This is a genomic window from Thauera sp. 2A1 (genome assembly GCF_009469595.2).
Taxonomy (GTDB): Bacteria; Pseudomonadota; Gammaproteobacteria; order Burkholderiales; family Rhodocyclaceae; genus Thauera.
Map to the genome: position 1 here is coordinate 154,289 of NZ_SSXV01000005.1, position 19,121 is coordinate 173,409.

The 19,121-nt window shown below is 65.7% G+C and carries 16 protein-coding genes and 1 tRNA gene; 9 read left to right on the forward strand and 8 right to left on the reverse strand.

Going from position 1 to position 19,121, the window contains the following annotated elements:
- Positions 1–18: 18 nt before the first annotated feature.
- Both GH664_RS06860 and GH664_RS06865 read right to left on the reverse strand, forming a co-directional pair.
- Positions 19–2,256 carry an NADP-dependent isocitrate dehydrogenase gene (locus GH664_RS06860; protein ID WP_153167302.1) on the reverse strand — a complete coding sequence of 746 codons (2,238 nt, stop codon included), beginning with the start codon at positions 2,254–2,256 and terminating at the stop codon, positions 19–21.
- Between the two features lie 239 nt (positions 2,257–2,495).
- Positions 2,496–2,580, reverse strand: a tRNA-Leu gene (locus GH664_RS06865).
- Positions 2,581–2,936: 356 nt separating this feature from the next.
- Here GH664_RS06865 and GH664_RS06870 point away from each other — a divergent pair.
- The gene (locus GH664_RS06870; RefSeq protein WP_153167303.1) at positions 2,937–4,412 is read left to right on the forward strand and encodes an inorganic phosphate transporter; all 1,476 of its coding nucleotides are present in this window, start codon (positions 2,937–2,939) and stop codon (positions 4,410–4,412) included.
- A gap of 21 nt (positions 4,413–4,433) precedes the next feature.
- Here the strand turns inward: GH664_RS06870 and GH664_RS06875 are convergent, their stop codons facing one another.
- Together GH664_RS06875 and GH664_RS06880 are read right to left on the reverse strand one after the other, a co-directional pair.
- Positions 4,434–4,742 carry a hypothetical protein gene (locus GH664_RS06875; protein ID WP_228111412.1) on the reverse strand — a complete coding sequence of 103 codons (309 nt, stop codon included), beginning with the start codon at positions 4,740–4,742 and terminating at the stop codon, positions 4,434–4,436.
- Between the two features lie 100 nt (positions 4,743–4,842).
- On the reverse strand, positions 4,843–6,624 hold the full coding sequence (locus tag GH664_RS06880; RefSeq protein ID WP_194270343.1) for a diguanylate cyclase: 1,782 nt from the start codon (positions 6,622–6,624) through the stop codon (positions 4,843–4,845).
- A gap of 315 nt (positions 6,625–6,939) precedes the next feature.
- Here GH664_RS06880 and GH664_RS06885 point away from each other — a divergent pair, with 315 nt between their 5' ends.
- The 4 genes from GH664_RS06885 to GH664_RS06900 all read left to right on the forward strand — a co-directional run bounded on the left by GH664_RS06885 (position 6,940) and on the right by GH664_RS06900 (position 11,004).
- Positions 6,940–7,179 carry a glycine zipper 2TM domain-containing protein gene (locus tag GH664_RS06885; RefSeq protein ID WP_153167305.1) on the forward strand — a complete coding sequence of 80 codons (240 nt, stop codon included), beginning with the start codon at positions 6,940–6,942 and terminating at the stop codon, positions 7,177–7,179.
- Positions 7,180–7,451: 272 nt separating this feature from the next.
- Positions 7,452–8,876, forward strand: coding sequence for a cytochrome c oxidase accessory protein CcoG (gene ccoG / locus GH664_RS06890; protein ID WP_153167306.1), 1,425 nt, complete (start codon positions 7,452–7,454; stop codon positions 8,874–8,876).
- 14 nt (positions 8,877–8,890) lie between these two features.
- On the forward strand, positions 8,891–9,304 hold the full coding sequence (locus GH664_RS06895) for a PAS domain S-box protein (RefSeq protein WP_153167307.1): 414 nt from the start codon (positions 8,891–8,893) through the stop codon (positions 9,302–9,304).
- A 77-nt stretch (positions 9,305–9,381) separates the two neighbouring features.
- Positions 9,382–11,004, forward strand: a complete 1,623-nt coding sequence (locus tag GH664_RS06900; protein WP_153167308.1) for a peptide chain release factor 3 — start codon at positions 9,382–9,384, stop codon at positions 11,002–11,004.
- Positions 11,005–11,088: 84 nt separating this feature from the next.
- Here the strand turns inward: GH664_RS06900 and GH664_RS06905 are convergent, their stop codons facing one another.
- From GH664_RS06905 to GH664_RS06915, 3 genes are all read right to left on the reverse strand, one after another.
- Entirely contained in the window at positions 11,089–11,307 is a 219-nt protein-coding gene (locus tag GH664_RS06905) for a hypothetical protein (protein ID WP_228111413.1), read from the reverse strand.
- A gap of 289 nt (positions 11,308–11,596) precedes the next feature.
- On the reverse strand, positions 11,597–12,586 hold the full coding sequence (locus tag GH664_RS06910; RefSeq protein ID WP_153167309.1) for a recombination-associated protein RdgC: 990 nt from the start codon (positions 12,584–12,586) through the stop codon (positions 11,597–11,599).
- A gap of 70 nt (positions 12,587–12,656) precedes the next feature.
- Positions 12,657–13,130, reverse strand: coding sequence for an SRPBCC family protein (locus GH664_RS06915; RefSeq protein WP_153167310.1), 474 nt, complete (start codon positions 13,128–13,130; stop codon positions 12,657–12,659).
- Positions 13,131–13,202: 72 nt separating this feature from the next.
- On the opposite strand from GH664_RS06915, the gene GH664_RS06920 reads away from it, so the two are divergent.
- From GH664_RS06920 to GH664_RS06935, 4 genes are all read left to right on the forward strand, one after another.
- Positions 13,203–13,928: a 16S rRNA pseudouridine(516) synthase gene (locus GH664_RS06920; protein WP_153167311.1), complete on the forward strand. Its 726-nt coding sequence runs from the start codon at positions 13,203–13,205 to the stop codon at positions 13,926–13,928.
- A 337-nt stretch (positions 13,929–14,265) separates the two neighbouring features.
- Complete coding sequence (gene earP, locus GH664_RS06925) at positions 14,266–15,450, forward strand: elongation factor P maturation arginine rhamnosyltransferase EarP (RefSeq protein ID WP_153167312.1); 1,185 nt, start codon at positions 14,266–14,268, stop codon at positions 15,448–15,450.
- Between the two features lie 67 nt (positions 15,451–15,517).
- Complete coding sequence (gene efp / locus GH664_RS06930; protein ID WP_153167313.1) at positions 15,518–16,075, forward strand: elongation factor P; 558 nt, start codon at positions 15,518–15,520, stop codon at positions 16,073–16,075.
- A gap of 61 nt (positions 16,076–16,136) precedes the next feature.
- Complete coding sequence (locus GH664_RS06935; protein ID WP_228111414.1) at positions 16,137–17,306, forward strand: glutaredoxin family protein; 1,170 nt, start codon at positions 16,137–16,139, stop codon at positions 17,304–17,306.
- 9 nt (positions 17,307–17,315) lie between these two features.
- Here the strand turns inward: GH664_RS06935 and GH664_RS06940 are convergent, their stop codons facing one another.
- Positions 17,316–18,992, reverse strand: a complete 1,677-nt coding sequence (locus tag GH664_RS06940; RefSeq protein ID WP_153167314.1) for a hypothetical protein — start codon at positions 18,990–18,992, stop codon at positions 17,316–17,318.
- Between the last annotated feature and the right edge of the window lie 129 nt (positions 18,993–19,121).

The window sequence follows — 19,121 nt, forward strand, 5'->3', positions numbered from 1 at the left end:
GGTTTCAACCCGGCAGGATCAGGCGCGTGCCGCCTGCAGGATGGCGTTGAGCGTGGCGCTCGGACGCATCACCGCCTTGCACTTCTCGGCGTCGGCCTTGTAGTAGCCACCGATATCGACCGCCTTGCCCTGGACTTCGGACAGCTCGGTGACGATCTTCTGCTCGTTCTCCGCAAGCGCCTTGGCGAGCGGGGCGAACTTGCCCGCCAGTTCGGCATCCTCGCTCTGCGCCGCCAGGCGTTCGGCCCAGAACTTGGCCAGGTAGAACTGGCTGCCGCGGTTGTCGAGGTGGCCGGTCTTGGGCGAGGGCGACTTGTTCTCGTCGAGCAGCTTGCCGGTGGCCTCGTCCAGGGTCTTGGCCAGCAGCTTGGCGCGGGCGTTGCCGGTCTTGATGCCGAGGTCTTCCAGCGACACCGCCAGGGCGAGGAATTCGCCCAGCGAATCCCAGCGCAGGTGGTTCTCCTGGGTGAGCTGCTGCACATGCTTGGGCGCCGAACCGCCGGCACCGGTCTCGTACATGCCGCCACCGGCCATCAGCGGGACGATGGACAGCATCTTGGCCGAGGTGCCCAGCTCCATGATCGGGAACAGATCGGTCAGGTAGTCGCGCAGGATGTTGCCGGTCACCGAGATGGTGTCGAGGCCGCGGACCACACGCTCCAGGGTGTAACGCATCGCACGCACCTGCGACATGATCTGGATGTCGAGGCCGCTGGTGTCGTGATCCTTGAGGTAGGTCTTGACCTTCTTGATCAGCTCGTTCTCGTGCGGACGGTAGGGGTCGAGCCAGAAGATCGCCGGCATGCCCGAGTTGCGCGCGCGGGTGACGGCGAGCTTGACCCAGTCGCGGATCGGCGCGTCCTTGACCTGGCACATGCGCCAGATATCGCCGGCTTCGACGTTCTGCGCCAGCAGCACTTCGCCGGTGGCGAGGTCGGTGATGTTGGCGACGCCGTCCTCGGAGATCTCGAAGGTCTTGTCGTGCGAGCCGTACTCTTCCGCCTTCTGCGCCATCAGGCCGACGTTCGGCACCGTGCCCATCGTGCGCGGGTCGAAATTGCCATGCCATTTGCAGAAATTGATCATCTCCTGGTAAATGCGGGCAAAGGTCGACTCGGGCATCACGCACTTGCTGTCGTACTGCTTGCCGTCGGCACCCCACATCTTGCCGCCCTGGCGGATCATCGCCGGCATCGACGCGTCCACGATGATGTCGTTGGGCGAGTGGAAGTTGGTGATGCCCTTGGCCGAGTCGACCATCGCGAGCGCCGGGCGGTGCTCCTGGCAGGCGTGCAGGTCGCGGATGATCTCGTCGCGCTTGGATTCGGGCAGGGTCTTGATCTTGTCGTACAGGTCGACCATGCCGTTGTTGACGTTGATGCCGAGCTCGTCGAACAGCTTGCCGTGCTTCTCGAAAGCGTCCTTGTAGTAGATCTTCACGCAGTGGCCGAAGACGATCGGGTGCGAGACCTTCATCATCGTCGCCTTGACGTGCAGCGAGAACAGGATGCCGGCCTCGCGGCAGTCCTCCAGCTCACGCTCGTAGAACTCGCACAGCGCCTTCTTGCTCATGAACATCGAGTCGATGATCTCGCCGTCCAGCAGCGCGACCTTGGGCTTGAGCACGATCGTCTTGCCCGACTTGGTGATGAGCTCCATCTTGACGTCGCGCGCGCGGTCGAGCGTCATCGACTTCTCGCCATGGTAGAAGTCGCCGTGGTGCATGTGCGAGACGTGGGTCTGCGACCACTGCTTCCACTCGCCCATGGAGTGCGGGTGCTTCTTGGCGAAGTTCTTGACGGCGGCGGGGGCTCGGCGGTCGGAGTTGCCCTCGCGCAGCACGGGGTTGACCGCGGAACCGAGGCACTTGCCGTAGCGCGCGCGGATTTCCTTTTCCTGGTCGGTCTTGGGATCTTCCGGGTAGTCCGGGATCTTGTAGCCCTTTTCCTGCAGTTCCTTGACGCAGGCCTTGAGCTGCGCGACCGAGGCGCTGATGTTGGGCAGCTTGATGATGTTGGCGTCGGGGTCGAGGGTCTTCTTGCCCAGTTCGGAGAGCGTGTCCGGCACGCGCTGGTCTTCGCTCAGGAACTCGGGAAACTCCGCCAGCACGCGGGCCGACACCGAGATGTCGGCTTTCTCGATTTCAACGCCCGCGGGACCGGTGAAGGTCCGGATGATGGGCAGGAACGCGCACGTCGCGAGCAGCGGAGCTTCGTCGGTGAGCGTGTAGATGATCTTGGATTTCCCGGCAACCATTGTTTCCCCTCAGTTCTGGTCTTGTAGTAGTGACCCGATGGCGGCGTATTATCGCCCAACTTGCGAGGTACGGCGGCGATGTACGGTGGCGCGCTTGCGGTCGGCGGGAACATACCACGCATCGCGATGCGCCGCAGCCAGCACGGCTGCCGATATCGCCGTCGCGGGCCTCTGGACCGGCGCTCGCCGTCTGGCGGCCGCGGCGCGGATGCCGGGCTGAAACGGGATCTTCTGAAGAATGGTGCCTTGGGCGAGACTCGAACTCGCACGGCTTTCGCCACTACCCCCTCAAGATAGCGTGTCTACCAATTTCACCACCAAGGCTTCGGCACCTGCTCCGCGCAGCCGGCGTTGCGCCGGGTGATGTGCGTCAGCGACGCAGCGGAGGGTGCGAAAAGGGGGCGGATTATAGCCGGGAACGGGCGGCGCCCGTCAAGCCGGGCGGAGCCGGCGTTCCGAAGTCATCTTTTGTCTCGGATACACACCCCAGGATGCGCGTCATCTTCATTCAAGCGCGTGTTTCTGCGCCAGATGGAAGACGGAAGATTTCAGATTTATTGCGCAATTTGCGAAAATGCCTCGTTACCTTCATCCCCTTGAACGGCGAGCCGGCTTGCCGCCCGTGCCAGTCCGGCCCTCCGCCATGCGCGAAAACCCCGTGTTTTCGCCGAGCCCCCACCATGACCTCATTCATCAGCGGCCTCGACCCCTGGCTCCTCCTGAGCCTCATCCTGGCCCTGGCCTTCGTGCTGGCCTTCGAGTTCATCAACGGTTTCCATGACACCGCCAACGCCGTCGCCACGGTGATCTACACCCGGGCGATGCCGCCTTACGTCGCAGTGATCGCCTCGGGCTGCTTCAATTTTCTCGGCGTGCTGCTGGGGGGCGTGGGCGTCGCCTACGCCATCGTGCATCTGCTGCCCGTCGAGCTGCTGATCGACACCGACACCGGGCGCGGGCTGGCGATGGTGTTCTCGCTGCTCACCGCGGCAATCGCATGGAACCTGGGTACCTGGTACTTCGGCATCCCCGCCTCAAGTTCGCACACCCTGATCGGCTCCATCCTCGGTGTCGGCCTCGCCAATGCGGTGATCAGCGGCATTCCGGTGGCCGACGGCGTGAATTGGCAGAAGGCGATCGACATCGCCCTGTCACTGGTGGTGTCGCCGGTCGTCGGCTTCGTGGTCGCCGGCCTGATCCTGATCGGCCTGAAGTGGTTCAAGCCGCATTCGTCCATGCACAAGACGCCAGAATACCGGCTGGGTGACGTCGGCAAGAAGCATCCGCCGTTCTGGAACCGGCTCATCCTGGTGCTGTCGGCGATGGGGATGAGCTTCGTGCACGGTTCGAACGACGGCCAGAAAGGCATCGGCCTCATCATGCTGGTGCTGATCGGCATCGTGCCCGCGCATTTCGTGCTGAACCTCGACAGCACCGGTTACGACATCAACCGCAGCCGCGACGCCGCCGTTCACCTGAGCGAGTTCTACGAGCGCAACGCGATGGCGCTGACCGACTACCTGGCGCTCGGCAAGTCCAACGGTACCGACCTGCCGGCCAAGTTCCGCTGCGACCCCAAGCAGACCGAGATCACCATCGCCGCGCTGAGGCGCGACCTCGAGGGCGTGCGCGATTTCAACGAGATGCCGCCGCAGGCAAGGGTGGACGTGCGGCGCTACCTGCTGTGCCTCGACGACACCGCGCGCAAGGTGTCCAAACTCGCCTACCTGCCCGCGTCGGAGCGCAAGGACCTTTCCAACCTGCGCAAGGACCTCACGCACTCCACCGAATACGCTCCCTTCTGGGTGGTCCTCGCCGTGGCCGCGGCGCTGGGCATCGGCACGATGATCGGCTGGAAACGCGTGGTGCTGACAGTGGGCGAGAAAATCGGCCGGCAGGGCATGACCTACTCTCAGGGCATGAGCGCGCAGATCACCGCGGTGATGGCGATCGGCCTCGCCAACGTGTATTCGCTGCCGGTGTCCACCACCCACGTGCTGTCATCCGGTGTGGCCGGCACGATGGTCGCGAACCGCAGTGGCCTGCAACGCCAGACGGTGACCCATATCCTGCTCGCCTGGGTGCTGACCCTGCCCGCCGCCATCTCGCTGGCAGCCGGTCTCTACTGGGCCGCGCACCGCGTCTTCATCGGCTGAGACGCAGCCCGAATCCGCGCTTCAACTGCCTTCGCCGTCGCGGGTGCGCACCTCGCGGATGATCTCGCCCTCGATCACCAGGCCGCCGGGCGGGTTGTCGCGCATCTGCTTGCGCAGCTTGCGCGACGTCCACCACAGGTAGGCCCACACGATCGCGCCGACGCTCACCACCACGGCGAACAACACCACCGAGAAGGTGAGCGCGAGCGCAAACACCGCCACCGCGCCGATCCCGGCGATGATCTTCTGTACCAGCGAGGGCGGTTGCGCCCTGCTGCGCGCGAAAGCCTGGAAGAGGCCGGCAAGCCTGTCGTCCTTGAACATCGTCATCCTCTATGCGGTCGCTGCAAGGCTGCAACGCTCCGATGATTCTTCAGAGCATGCCACGACGCGAAAGATTCCCGCGCGCAGCGCATGCAGGTTCCGATGCCTATCGGCTCCAGCGCCCGCGCCCGCCGTTCTTCGCCCGGTACATCGCGCGGTCCGCGGCATTGACGAGCGCCTCGACCGAGTCGCCGTCGACCGGAAAGCGCGCGATGCCGACGCTGCATCCGACCTGCAGGCTGCGTTCCTCCACGAGGAACGGCTGCGACAACTGCTCCACCACCTGCGCAGCCGCCCGCTCGCCGCCGGCCTCGACGTCCTCGCCCTGCATCACGGCGATGAACTCGTCGCCGCCAATGCGCGCCACCGTGTCTTCATCGCGAAACACGCCGAGCAGGCGATGCGCAACCTGGCGCAGCAGCAGGTCGCCAATTTCGTGACCGAATCCGTCATTCACCGGCTTGAAGCGATCGAGATCGATGAACAACACCGCCACGCTGGACTGGTGGCGCCGGGCATGGCGCAGCATGCCGTCCAGGCGGTCGGCAAACAGGGCGCGGTTGGGCAGGCCGGTGAGGCGGTCGAAGTTCGCCTGACGCCAGATGTCGTCGTCCCTGCGCCGGCGCTCGGTGACGTCGGTGATCAGCGCGACACGGTGGCGGACGTCGCCGCTTGCGTTGCGCAGCGTGGAGATCACCGCGTGGCCGGTATAGCTCGTACCCCCCGCGCGCACGCCTTCGAAATCGCCCTCCCAATGCCCCGAGCTCGACGGTGCGGACAATTCGCTCATGGCGCGATCCAGCGTGCGACCGCGCGACAGCAGGAACACCGGGCGCTTTTCCACCTCCTCCTGGGTGAAGCCGGTGATCGCCGAAAAGGCGGGATTGACGTTGACGATGCGGTTGTCGGCATCGACCACCACCAGCCCTTCATCCATGTGCTCGAGCACGCTGCGATAGTGCTCCTCGCGCTCGCCCAGCCGCCGCACGGCATGTTCGTAGCGCTTGAGCGCAATCAGCAGCGCGGCGATCGCGAACACGAACAGGCCGGATGCCGCCACCACGCGCATCAGCGTGCCGCTGCGCTGCGCGCGCAGCGGCGCCAGCGCCGGCTCCAGCGCAATGCCGGACAACATCACCAGGCCCGACGGCAGCCTGGTCCAGCCGTACAGGCGAAGCACGCCATCGACCGCCCCATGGGTCACGTAGTGTCCCTCGATGCGCTCCGGATGCAGCCTGTACTCACGTTCGCCGGGTGCCTGCTTGGCAAGGTGCTCGTTGACGTTGAGCGTGCGCAACAGCACGTAGCCGTCGCCATCGAGCAGGGTCAGCGTGTCGAGCGGGTTCGCCTCGAAGCGCAACAGCCGCGAGGACCACGCTTCGGGCGAGACGGCCAGCGCCGCCACGCCCTCGAAGCGTCCGTCATGGCGTATGGAGCGCGCGATCTGGATGGACCACTTCTTGCTGAGTCGCCCGATCACCGGCCGGGCGATGACGAGGCGGTCCTCGTCGGTCGCAGCCAGGGTGCGGAAATACTCGCGGTCGCCCAGGTAATTGCGCGGCGCCGCGCCCAACGAGGAATAGGCGAGATAGCCATCCGCCCCGATCACGAAGGCCTGCAGCAGCAGGTCCGAGGACATCGCCGCCTTGATGATGCGGCCCTGCAGGCTCAGGTCGGCAGCCGACTCGGCACCCGCCGTCTGCAGGGCGCGCAGGGCGAGATCGAATCGCCCGATCGCACCTTCCACCGCCTCGCCGGCAGCCCGCGCCTGGATGATCGCCTGTACACGCAGCCGCTCCATCGTGTCCTGCTCGGCGTTGCGCATGTCCCTCAACATGTCGTACCAGCCCACCCCGAGGGCGATGACGCCGGCAACGGCGATCCCCAACCGTATCGCATGCAGCGGCCGCCGCACTTGCCAGTGAAGAAGTCGTTCAAGCAGAGGGGATTGAGGCATCCGGGTCGTTTCGCGAAGTTGCGGCCCCTTGCGGGTCCGGCACACCATTCTTGGCCGGCCGAGCGCCGGAATGCAGGATGCTACACCGCACTGCCGCCCTCGCGCCGCACCGCCATTCGACACATGAGGAAACAATGCCTCACGACTGCGCGGGAGCTTTCATGCCGCACCCATGTTCCAATCTGGCAACCGAAAGGAACGGAACGGATCCGTCCGGCCGGTGCAACGACCAACAAGGAGAACGCCATGAATACGCGCAAGCTCATTCCTGCCCTGCTGATCGCCGCAGCCTCGATCACTGCGACCGGCTGCGCCACCTGGGACAACATGTCCTCGCGCGAAAAGAGCGCTGCCACCGGTGCTGCGGTCGGTGGTGTGGCTGGTGCCGTCGTCACCGACGGCGGCATCCTCGGTACCGTCGGGGGTGCCGCGGTCGGCGGCCTGATCGGCGACCAACTCGGCAAGGACAAGGATCGCCGCCGCTGACGCGGTTTCGCCACGGGCCTGCGGGCGCTTCCGGCAACATCTGCCTCACGGCGAACCCCGCCACACGCGGGGTTCGCCGTTTTTGCGTGCGGCCGCCCGCCACTTGCGCCGGCAGGCTGGACCATGGGCCGGGCGCCATACACCCATTCTCACAAAGATTCTTTGCTTGAACCGGAATCCGCTCAGGTTTAAAGTCGTAAAAAAAATACTTCTTTAATACCGGCTGACGGCGGCATCCGCTGCGGGCAGCCTGGCCCAACGACATGCCCCCAATGCCAGAACCGTCCAGATCGCAGCGCGTCATCCCGATCCAGCCACTCTACGCCGCCGAACCCAAGGTCTATCCACGCAGCGTCAAAGGCCTCTTCCAGCGCTGGCGCTGGGTCTTCCTGTGGCTGACGCAGATCGTCTTCTACGGCCTGTGCTGGCTGCCCTGGAACGGCCGCCAGGCCGTGCTGTTCGACCTCGATACCCGGCGCTTCTACGTCTTCGACCTCGTGCTGTGGCCGCAGGACACGATCTACCTGGCGGTGCTGCTGGTGCTGTCGGCACTGGCGCTGTTCCTGTTCACTACCGTGGCGGGCCGCCTGTGGTGCGGCTACACCTGTCCGCAGACGGTCTATACGGAAATCTTCCTGTGGCTGGAGAAGCTGGTCGAAGGCGACCGCCCCAAGCGCATCAAGCTCGACGCCGCACCCTGGTCAGCGCGCAAGCTCGGCATCAAGGGCAGCAAGCACCTGCTGTGGCTGCTGGTGTCGCTATGGACGGGCTTCACCTTCGTCGGCTACTTCACGCCCATCCGCGAGCTGTCGCAAGCCGTGCTGAGCTTCTCGCAAAGCGGCTGGGAGACGTTCTGGATCCTGTTCTACGCCGGCGCCACCTATGGCAACGCCGGTTTCATGCGCGAGCAGATGTGCAAGTACATCTGCCCCTACGCCCAGTTCCAGTTCGTCATGTTCGACCCCGACACGCTGATCGTCGCCTACGACGAAAAGCGCGGCGAACCGCGCGGCGGCCGCTCGAAGAAGCTGGCCGCAGCAGCGACAGCCGCCCCGGACCCGAAGAGCCAGGGAGACTGCGTCGATTGCGGCATCTGCGTGCAGGTGTGTCCCACCGGCATCGACATCCGCGACGGCCTGCAACTGGAATGCATCGGCTGCGCCGCCTGCATCGACGCCTGCGACCAGGTCATGGACAAGATCAGCCAGCCGCGTGGCCTGATCCGCTACTCGACGGAAAACGCCGTCAAGCAGCAATTCACGCACGCGACCATCCTGCGCCGTACGCTGCGGCCGCGGGTGCTGATCTACAGCGCCATCTTCTTGTCGCTGCTGGGTGCCACGGTAGGGTCGCTCGCGACCCGCGTCCCGCTCAAGCTCGACATCCAGCGCGACCGCGCGGCGCTCGCCACCGAAACCGCAGAAGGCGCCATCGAGAACACCTTCCGCCTGCAACTGATCAACGCCAGCGAGAAGACGCGCATCTACCGCGTCGCCATCGACGGCCTGGAAGGCATCCACCTTGCCCAGCCGCTCGACGTGGAAGTCGCCCCCGCCGCCACCGCATCTGCGACCGCCCGCGTGCAGCTCGAGCCCGGTTCCGCCGCGTCGGGTTCGCATCCGGTACGCTTCATCGCGACGGATACGACCGACCCTGCAGTCAGCGTCACTGAAAAGGCGAAGTTCTGGATCCCGTGACGAGCGAGAAGCGCATGGAAAACCTTGATCCGGCGGCAGGGCCGCTCGCGGAGCACATCCTCGACCAACTGGCCGAGGCCCTCATCTATTCCGACCGTGAAGGCATCATCCGGCGCTGGAACCGCGCCGCCGAGGCCCTGTTCGGCTTCAGCGCCGAGGCCGCGCTCGGCCAGAGCCTGGACCTGATCATCCCCGAGAAGCTGCGCGCGGCACACTGGCGCGGATTTCACGCCGCCATCGAGAACCGCCACACCCGCCTCAACGGCCGACCCACGCTCACCGGCGCGCTGCATCGCGACGGGCACAAGCTGTATGTCGAGATGAGCTTCGCGCTCGTCGCCGACGGCGATACGGTCCTCGGCTCGGTCGCGGTAGCGCGCGACGTCACCGAGCGGGTCACCCGCGAGAGGGCCGCTGCCTCCCGCTAATGACTTGATATAATTGCGCTTGTCCCGCCTCGCCCGACCACGGGCAGGCGGCTTTTGTTTTCTGCCGACGAGCGCTGATGACCACCACTCCCTTCCCGCCCGAACTGCTGCGCGACGTCGAAAAGCGCCGCACCTTCGCCATCATTTCCCACCCCGACGCGGGCAAGACCACGCTGACCGAGAAACTGCTGCTGTTCGGCGGCGCGATCCAGCTCGCCGGCACGGTGAAAGCGCGCAAGTCCGCCCGCCACGCCACCTCCGACTGGATGGAAGTGGAAAAGCAGCGCGGCATCTCGGTGACCAGCTCGGTGATGCAGTTCGAGTACCAGGGCCACACCATCAACCTGCTCGACACGCCGGGCCACGAAGACTTTTCCGAAGACACCTACCGCGTGCTGACCGCGGTCGATGCCGCGGTGATGGTGATCGACGCCGCCAAGGGCGTGGAAGCGCAGACCATCAAGCTGCTCAACGTCTGCCGCCTGCGCAACACGCCCATCATCACCTTCGTCAACAAGCTCGACCGCGAGGTGCGCGAGCCCTTCGAGCTGCTGGCCGAGATCGAAGACGTGCTCAAGATCACCTGCGCGCCGGTCACCTGGCCGCTGGGCATGGGCAAGGCCTTCCGCGGCGTGTATCACCTGCTGCAGCACCAGGTGCTGACCTTCACCCCGGGCGAGGAGCGCCGCAGCGACGGCGAGATCATCAAGGGCCTGGACAACCCCGAGCTGGACAAGCGCTTCCCGATGGAAGTCGGCCAGTTGCGCGACGATGTCGAGCTGATCGATGGCGCTTCGCCGCCATTCGACCTCGACGAATTCCTCGCCGGCAAGCAGACGCCGGTGTTTTTCGGCTCGGGCATCAACAACTTCGGCGTGCAGGAGATCCTGCAATCGCTGATCGACTGGGCGCCGCCGCCGCAGGCGCGCATCGCCGCCGCGGGCGCGGCGGCCACCCGCATGGTGCAGCCGGCCGAACCCGCCTTCACCGGCTTCGTGTTCAAGATCCAGGCCAACATGGACCCGAAGCACCGCGACCGTATCGCCTTCTTCCGCATCTGCTCGGGCCGCTACGCCTCGGGCATGAAGGTGAAGCACGTGCGCGCCGGCCGCGACATGAAGCTCGCCAATGCGCTCACCTTCATGGCCAATGAGCGCGTGATCATGGAAGATGGCGTCGCCGGCGACATCATCGGCATCCACAACCACGGCCAGTTGCAGATCGGCGACACCCTGACCGAAGGCGAGAACCTCGGCTTCAAGGGCATCCCCTACTTCTCGCCGGAACTTTTCCGGGCCGCCCGGCTGCGTGATCCGCTCAAATCCAAGCAGTTGCAGAAAGGGCTGCAGGAACTGGGCGAAGAAGGCGCCATCCAGGTGTTCGAGCTGGAAGGCGGCCAGATGCTGCTCGGCGCGGTCGGCGTGCTGCAGTTCGAGATCGTCGCCCAGCGCCTGAAGGACGAATACAAGGTCGATGCCATCTTCGAGCCCGCCGACATCCACACCGCGCGCTGGCTCACCTTCCCCGACGACGTCACCCGCCGCAACTTCGAGCGCGAGCAGGCGCTGCGCCTGGGCAAGGACATCGACGGCAATCCGGTCTATCTGGCCACCAGCCGCTACAACCTGGAAGTGACGGCCGAGAAATGGCCCAAGGTGAGCTTCCACGCCACGCGCGAGCACGGCGAAGTGCTGGCATAAGCTGACTGCGCCCGGCTTCGGACAGGCCACGATTCAAGGGCATCGCATGCATCGTGGTCTTCCCAGCATCCGTCACGCAGGCGTTCAGCCCCGTTCCACCCAGTAAGTCTGCTTGTGCCCCCGCGCCGTGTAGTCGCGGGCGGCGGCCTCCGCGCGCTCGCGCGAATCGAACGTCTCCATCAGAAAGTGATTGCCGTTTTCGTCCAGCCGCCACAGCGCCCAGCGCTGCGGCGCGGCGTCCTGCTGCCCGCGTGCGGGTGCAACGGCGTCGATTTCGCGCTTCGGCAGTCCGCCTTCAGGCATGTCGAGCGGCCTGCAAGCGCAGTGGACAAACTGTGGTGGGGCAGTGGCACGGTCTGTGGATAAGCGACCGAAGATCGACGCAGCGGATTTTCATCAACAATCGGTCCTTCGCTGCAAGGCGCCTTCTGCACCGGTTTTTCGGCCTCTCAAGCATCTGTATGGAAAGGGAAAAACAGGCTTATCCACAGAAACTGGCGGTACATGATCTTTATATTCTTTTAATTACTTAAATCTTGTGTACACCCAGAAGCATCCCCCCGCGACGGACCGCAGAGGGATGCCTTCCGGCTCAGAACGGCGGATCGTAGGCCGCAACGCCTTCCGGCTGGGGCGTCGTCGCCGTCGCAGCGGCCGGACGCGGCTCGCTCGCTGCGACCGGTTCGACACCGGTCTCGCCGCCCAGCGCCTCGACCACGGCCGGCAGCAGATGCGCCAGCTCGCCGGTCATCAGCGCAAACTCGGCGTTGAACAGCGCTTCCTTGTCTTCCTGCTCGCCCTCGATCTGGTCACGCACCACATCGAGGAAGTCCAGCCGCTTGATCTCGAGCTTCTCGGTCAGCACGAAGCTGATGCGGTCGTCGAAGGTCAACGCGAGCCGCGTCGGAAGCTTGCCGGCCTCGAGGTGGCCCTTCACCTCGTCGCCCTCTAGCGGATGGCGCACATAGCGCACCGCCGCCTTGTCCTCGGCCACCGAGCGCAGCTCGCAGTCCTGGTCGATGCTGAAGCCCGCCGGCGCCTCGTTGCCGGCCAGCCAGTCGGCCATTGCCGACATCGGCGACTTCTCGGTGCGCAGCAGCGTCAGCGGGAAGCTGTCGAGCGTGTGGCGCAGTTGCTCCAGCATGTCCTCGGCCTTGCTCTGGCTGGCGGCGTCGATCACCAGCCAGCCATTGACCGGGTCGATCCACGCGTACATCCGCCGGCGGCGGGTGAAGGCGCGCGGCAGCAGCTCCTGCATGACCTGCTCGCGCAGATCCTTCATCTGCTTGCGGCCGAGCTTGTAGCCCTGCTGCTCGGCCATTTCCTCGGCGCGCTCGTCGGCCTCCTGCTTGACCACCGCCGACGGCAACAGGCGATGCTCGAAGCCCAGGCACACGAGCCACTGCTGGCCCACCGCGTGCACCAGCACCTCGTTGCCCAGCGGCGACAGCCAGCCGCGGCTTTCCATGTCCTGGCTGCCGCAGGGATGGAAGGGCTTCTTCGCCAGTTGCTCCTCCAGACGCTCGAGCGTCATGTCCCAGTTGGCGGGCAGGCGATAGATCTGCAGATTCTTGAACCACATGGAGCGTTTCTTCCTCGTCGTGAACGAAAACGCGCCCGCCACCCTCCGGCGGGCGCATGTCAAAAAGGGCTTACTGCTGCAAGCCGCCGGACTCGGCGATCATGCGGATGACGCGCACCGTGTCGATATCCGACTGGTGGTAGGCGGAGCGCACGAAGGCGGCGTATTGCCCATCCTCGGTGCCGCCGCCTTCGGGCAGCGTGGTCTGGTACTGGAAGCGCAGGAAGAGCGCACCCTGCTGCGGCTCCTCGATGGTGATGCGCAGGCTGCCGCCGGCGTGTTCCTCGTTGGCCTCGGATTCGAAACAGATCCAGTCCAGGGTGCGGAAGGTGACACGGTCGCGGATCACCGCGCTGCCGAAATGGAGGTCGCGCACCAGATGCTCGTCGCTGCGCTCGACCACGCGGCAGGCTTCAAGGCCCGGCAGGAAGGCGCGCGCGTCTTCCGCCCTGCACAGCAGGCCGAACCACAGCTCCTCGCGCGTCAGCGCGGTCTGCAGCGGGTTTTCGAGGTCATTCACCTCGATCAGGTGTTCGAATCTCAATGGTGCTTCTCCTGAACCAGGCGAGGGCACAGTTTACCGCGCCCGCCGTGCCGCCCGGGATACCATGCGCCCATGCAACTCGAACGCCTTCTCCATTCCCAGGGTTTCGGCAGCCGCAAGGAGTGCCGCGCCCTCATCCGCGCCGGCTACGTCAGCATCGCCGGCACTGTGTGTGACAACCCGAACGCCGACTTCGATCCGGGCAGCACCGACGGCAATCCCGGGCTCGCCTTCGAAGTCGATGGCGAACCCTGGCGCTTCCGTGCCCAGGCCTATGTGATGCTGCACAAGCCCACCGGCCACGAATGCTCGCACAAGCCGACTTTCCATCCATCGATCTTCCGCCTGTTGCCCGACCCCTTGCTCAACCGCGGCGTGCAGTGCGTCGGACGCCTGGATCAGGACACGACCGGTCTGCTGCTGCTGTCGGACGACGGCCAGTTCATCCACCAGTGGAGCTCGGGCAAGAAGCGCACGCCCAAGGTCTATGAACTGCAACTGGCCGATCCGGTCGGCGACGCCACCGTGCAGGCCCTGCTCGCCGGTGTGCAGCTCGACGACGAACCTGCGCCGATCGCTGCGGTCGCCTGCGAGCAGACGGGCTCCCACGCCCTGCGCCTTACCATCGCCGAAGGCAAGTATCACCAGGTCAAGCGCATGATCGGCGCCATCGGCAACCGTGTCGTCGTCCTGCATCGCAGCGTGGTGGGCGGCCTGGCGCTGGACCCCGACCTCGCGCCCGGCGAGTGGCGCTGGCTGGAGCCGGCCGACTTCGATGCCCTGAGCCACTTCGACTGACCCAACGAAATCCCGCGCAAACGGGATTTTTCTTTTCGGGGAGCACCGCCTGCAGGGCCGGGGCGGTGCAGCCTGCACGCCGTCCGCCGGTTCGGGTTTTGTTCTTTTGTTTTTCTTTTAATTTAAAAGATAAAGATGTAAACAGTGGCCCGATTTCTGTGGATAACTCTGCTGTGCCCAGTATCTGCGCGATTTTTCAGCCGGAACAAGGCCGTTGATAAGCCCCCTCGATCGCTGTGTGCCAAATGTCCATGTTTTTTGCGAATCGCCGCCGGAAGGCCTTTGTCCACAAGCTCTCCAGCGCTCATCTCCAGACTTGTCCAGTTGACCTCGTCAAATGAAAACTACTTCCATTTCGTCCGGCCTCACCTGGGAGATCTTCTGCCAGGTTGTGGATAATTTTGGGGATATTGGCGTCTGCTGGCGCCTGGCGCGGGATCTGGCCCGGAACCATGCGCGCGGCGTCCGGCTGTGGGTGGATGACTGGGCCTCGTTTGCGCGCCTGTGTCCCGCCGCGGAAGGTGCGGATCCGGCGCGCAGCTTCGTGCATCAGGGCGTGGAGGTGCGGCGCTGGACGACTGCCTTCGCAGCCGTCGAGCCGGCGGACGTGGTGATCGAGGCCTTCGCCTGCGAGATTCCCGAAGCCCACCTGCAGGCGATGGCGGCACGGGCGGCGAAGCCGGCCTGGATCAACCTCGAATACCTGTCCGCCGAAGATTGGGTGCGCGACTACCATGCGATGGCCTCGCCACATCCGCGCCTGCCGCTGCTGAAGCATTTCTTCTTCCCGGGTTTCGACGCCCGCACCGGCGGCCTGCTGCGCGAGCCCGAGCTGCTGTCGCAGCGCGATGCCTTCCGCAGCGAACCCGGCGGGCGCCAGCAATGGCTGGCCGGGCATGGCGTGAAGGCGCTGCCTGCCGATGCCTTGCTGCTGTCGCTATTCGCCTACGAACAGCCCGAACTGCCCGGCCTGATGCAGGCCTGGCGCGATGGCGAGCGGCCGGTGGTGGCGCTGGTGCCCGAAGGCCGCGTGCTGGCCGACGTCGCCCGGGCGCTGGGTCGCGACCGTCTCGTGCCCGGTGACCAGGTGCAGGACGGCCGGCTGCAGGTGGTCGTGCTGCCCTTCACCGACCAGCCGGGCTACGACCGCCTGCTGTGGGCCTGCGATCTGAACTTCGTGCGCGGTGAGGACTCCTTCGTGCGCGCGCAATGGGCGGGTGTGCCCTTCGTGTGGCAGATCTATCCGCAGCACGAGCAGGACGGCGCCCATCGCGACAAGCTCGAAGCCTTCATGGCGCGCTACACCGCCGGTCTTTCGCCCGAGGCAGCACTGGCCTTGCGCGGCTTCTGGCTGGCGTGGAACGAGGAACGGGGCGTGGCCGACGCGTGGCCGATGTTCTCCGCCGCGCTGCCGGCCCTGCGCGCCCATGCGGGACGCTGGTGCGACGAGCTGTCAGCGCGAGCCGATCTCGCGACCGGCTTGACAAAATTCTGTTTCGACATTCTCGCTGCGCCGCGGTAGAATCCCGCGCCTAAATTTTTCAACGACATGCGGCACTTGCCGCGTCGCTCATAATCCAGGAATCAGCATGAAAACCGCTCAGGAACTCCGTTCGGGCAACGTCATCATGGTCGGCAACGACCCGCTGGTGGTGCAGAAGGCCGAATACAACAAGTCCGGCCGCAACTCCGCAGTCGTCAAGATGAAGTTCAAGAACCTGCTCACGGGCGCGCCGTCCGAGTCGGTTTACAAGGCCGACGACAAGTTCGAGGTCGTGGTGCTCGACCACAAGGAAGTCACCTACTCCTACTTCGCCGACCCGATGTACGTGTTCATGGACGCCGAGTACAACCAGTACGAGGTCGAGGCCGAGAACATGACCGACGCGCTGAAGTACCTCGAAGACGGTCTGCAGTGCGAAGTGGTCTTCTACAACGGCAAGGCGATCTCGGTCGAGCTGCCCAACAGCGTGGTGCGCGAAGTCGTGTACACCGAGCCCGCCGTCAAGGGCGACACCTCGGGCAAGGTGATGAAGCCGGCCCGCATCGGCACCGGTTTCGAACTGCCGGTGCCGGCCTTCGTCGAGATCGGCGACAAGATCGAAATCGACACGCGTACCGACGAGTACAAGAACCGCGTCAAGTAAGCCGCGTTCCGTTGTCTGACGAAAGGCCCTGCGGGGCCTTTCGTCGTCTTATGATCGAGCCATGTATAGCGTGCGCCCGATCCTGCCAGTTCCGCTGCGGGGCTGGCTCCTCGCCCTGCTGCTGGCGATGCTCCTGCCCTGGCCGTCGATCGCGGCGGGCGCAGCGGTGCCTTCGCCCGGCGAGGTTCAGGTGGAGCAACCGGTGCTGGAAGTCTTCGTGCGCGAAGGCTGCCCGCACTGCGCCGACGCCAAGGTCTTCCTCGCGCAACTGGCGGCCGAGCGCCCCGACCTGCAGATCCGCTTGCGGCCGGTGGATCGCGACCCAGCCGCGCGTGAAGACCTGATCCGCATCAGCCGCGAAGCCGACGAGTGGCCGCCCGGCGTGCCGACTTTCGTCTTCAACGGCCAGGTGCTGGTCGGTTTCGACGATGCCGGGCACAGCGGCGCCGAACTGCGCGCGCTGATCGGCAAAGGGCCGCGCGCGGCTGCAGGAAAAGTCGACACCGCGCTGTTCGGCACGCTGAGCGCCTCGCGCCTCGGCCTGCCCGTGTTCACGCTGGCGATCGGCCTGCTGGATGGCTTCAATCCCTGTGCGATGTGGGTGCTGCTGTTCCTGCTGTCACTGCTGGTGCGGCTGCACGACCGGCGGCGCATGGCGCTGATTGCCGGCACCTTCGTCCTCGCCAGTGGCGCGGTGTATTACGCCTTCATGGCGGCGTGGCTCAACGTGTTCCTGCTGGTGGGCATGACCGACGCCCTGCGCCTCGGCCTCGCGGCGGTGGCGATCGTGATCGGCGCCATCAACGTGAAGGACTTCTTCGCCTTGCGGCAGGGCGTGTCGCTGTCCATTCCGGCAGCCGCCAAGCCCGGCATCTATGTCCGCGTGCGCGCGGTGCTGAAGGCCGAATCGCTGCTCGCCTCGCTCCTCGGGGTGGCGGTGCTCGCGGTGGTGGTGAATTTCGTCGAGCTGCTGTGCACCGCAGGGCTGCCGGCGATCTACACCGCGGTGCTGACCCAGCAGGGCCTGTCGCCGCTGGCGCACTACGCCTACCTGGGCCTCTACAACCTCGCCTACATCGCCGACGACTCGCTGATGGTCGCCGCCGCGGTGCTGGCGCTGGGCAGCGGCAAGCTCACCGAGCGCGGCGGCCGCGTGCTGAAGCTGGTGGCGGGCGCGGTGATGCTGGCGCTCGGCGTGGTGATGGCGCTGCGCCCCGAGTGGCTGATCTGAGCCCGCGGCTCAATCCGTCCTGCGCCACCATACCGCCGCAAAAGCTTTCACCTTGGTCCAGGCCGACAGGCGTTCGTCCGACACCGCGTCGAGGAAATCCGACAACCGCTTGGACTTCACCATCGTGTACATCGTCAGCGCGGTGGAGACGACGAACACGACGGCGAAATAGAGCAGTTGCTGGGAAAGCGGCGATTCCGTGATGGTGAGCAGGTTCATGCCCAGGAAGCCGGTGGTGATGGTGCCGATCAGGCCGAAGATCGTCACCACCGTCAGCCGCACCACGGTGTTCGCCTGGCGGCGCAGGCTGTCGGCGTCAAGGTAGCTGTTCATGTCGGCGGTGCGCTCCTTCACCTCGGCATACAGCGGATCGATCTCGAGGTGATCTACCGTCATGCGGAACAAGGCGCGGGTCTGCGCCTGCTCGGCGATGTCGTGGAACCAGTAGCGGTGCGTGAAGCGCAGGAAGCCCTCGAAGCTGGCGCGGATCGCGCGCTTGAAGCGCCGCACACTCTCCGCGTCGGCCACCTGCAGCCGCTTCAGCGCCTCCACCAGGCGTTCCGAGAACATCAGCAGCGCCGCCTTCTGGAAATGCGCGATCAGGAACAGCAGGAAGTGCTGATGGCGGAACTGCGCCAGCACGCCGCGCTCGCGGTCGGTGAAGAAGGGCGACTTCGCATCGCCCACCACCACCAGCGCGTGGCCGCTGCACAGGTAGCGGGTGTTGGGCGCGGCCCCGCCGCTCGACCAGAAACGGTCGTAGCAGTAGCGGCGCTCGAAATCGGCCAGATGCGGTTCGCCATAGGGCAGGGCGTTGCCGCTGCCGTCGCGCACCGTCTCTCCATTGCGCGGTCCCGCGCCGGTGACCAGCCCGAGGCGGATGAAGTCGTTGCGCGTCAGCGCCAGCGGGTCGTCGAGGGCGAGATAGGCCGTCAGCGGCATGCGGTGATATTCGATCTGGCGGTAGCGCAGCGCGCCGGGCTGCTCGGAGTAGGCGCTTACCAGCGGCTGCATCAGCCAGGCCCAGTGCGCCGCTATGCGCGGCGCCCGGTGGCGGCTCACATGCGCCATGAAGGCCTCGCGCTCGTGCGCGTCGGTGCGCGCCAGCACCGAGCCGTCGCGCCCGATCAGCTCCGACACCGCCAGGCTGTGCAGCGCGCGGCCGTGCTCGTCCCAGCCCGACGGGTAGGCGCGGCCGATGCGGTACATCAGCTCCTGCACCTCGGACAAAGGCATGCCGCCGCCCGCCACCTCGACGTTGAGGATCACCACATCGACGTCGAAGAAGAAATACAGATGCACATGGACGACATCCAGCGTCACCGGCGCGTCGCCCTCGCGCGCGGCGACGCGCACCTTAGCGATGTCGCGGCGGCGGAACACCCGCATCGCCGGCCCGGCGTCCGCCGCGCCGCTGTGCTGCGAGCGCCCCTCGCCGTACAGGAACTGCTGCACGTAGGGCAGGAAGGTGACGAACTCGTTGTAGTGCCGCTCCTGGAAGACGCTGCCCTCAACCTCCAGGTCGTGCTCCACCTCATGCCACGGCGACGCCTCGGCCATGTCGCGCAGCACCTCCCAGGGCCGCTGCTGCGGCCCCAGCGCCCCCGTCGCCGTCAGCAGCCGCAGCGGCCACAGCAGGGCGAGGCGGAAGTGCTGCACGACGGGCTCGGTCGTCGCTTCGGTCATGGGGATCGTCTCCGTCGTTGTTGTTCTTCGCGCGATGGCGCGTGACATGGCGGAATCTTCCCGAAAGCGCGGAGGCTGTCCAGTGACGGGGGGGCAGATGCGTATCGCGGCGAGGCCATCCAAGGGCAG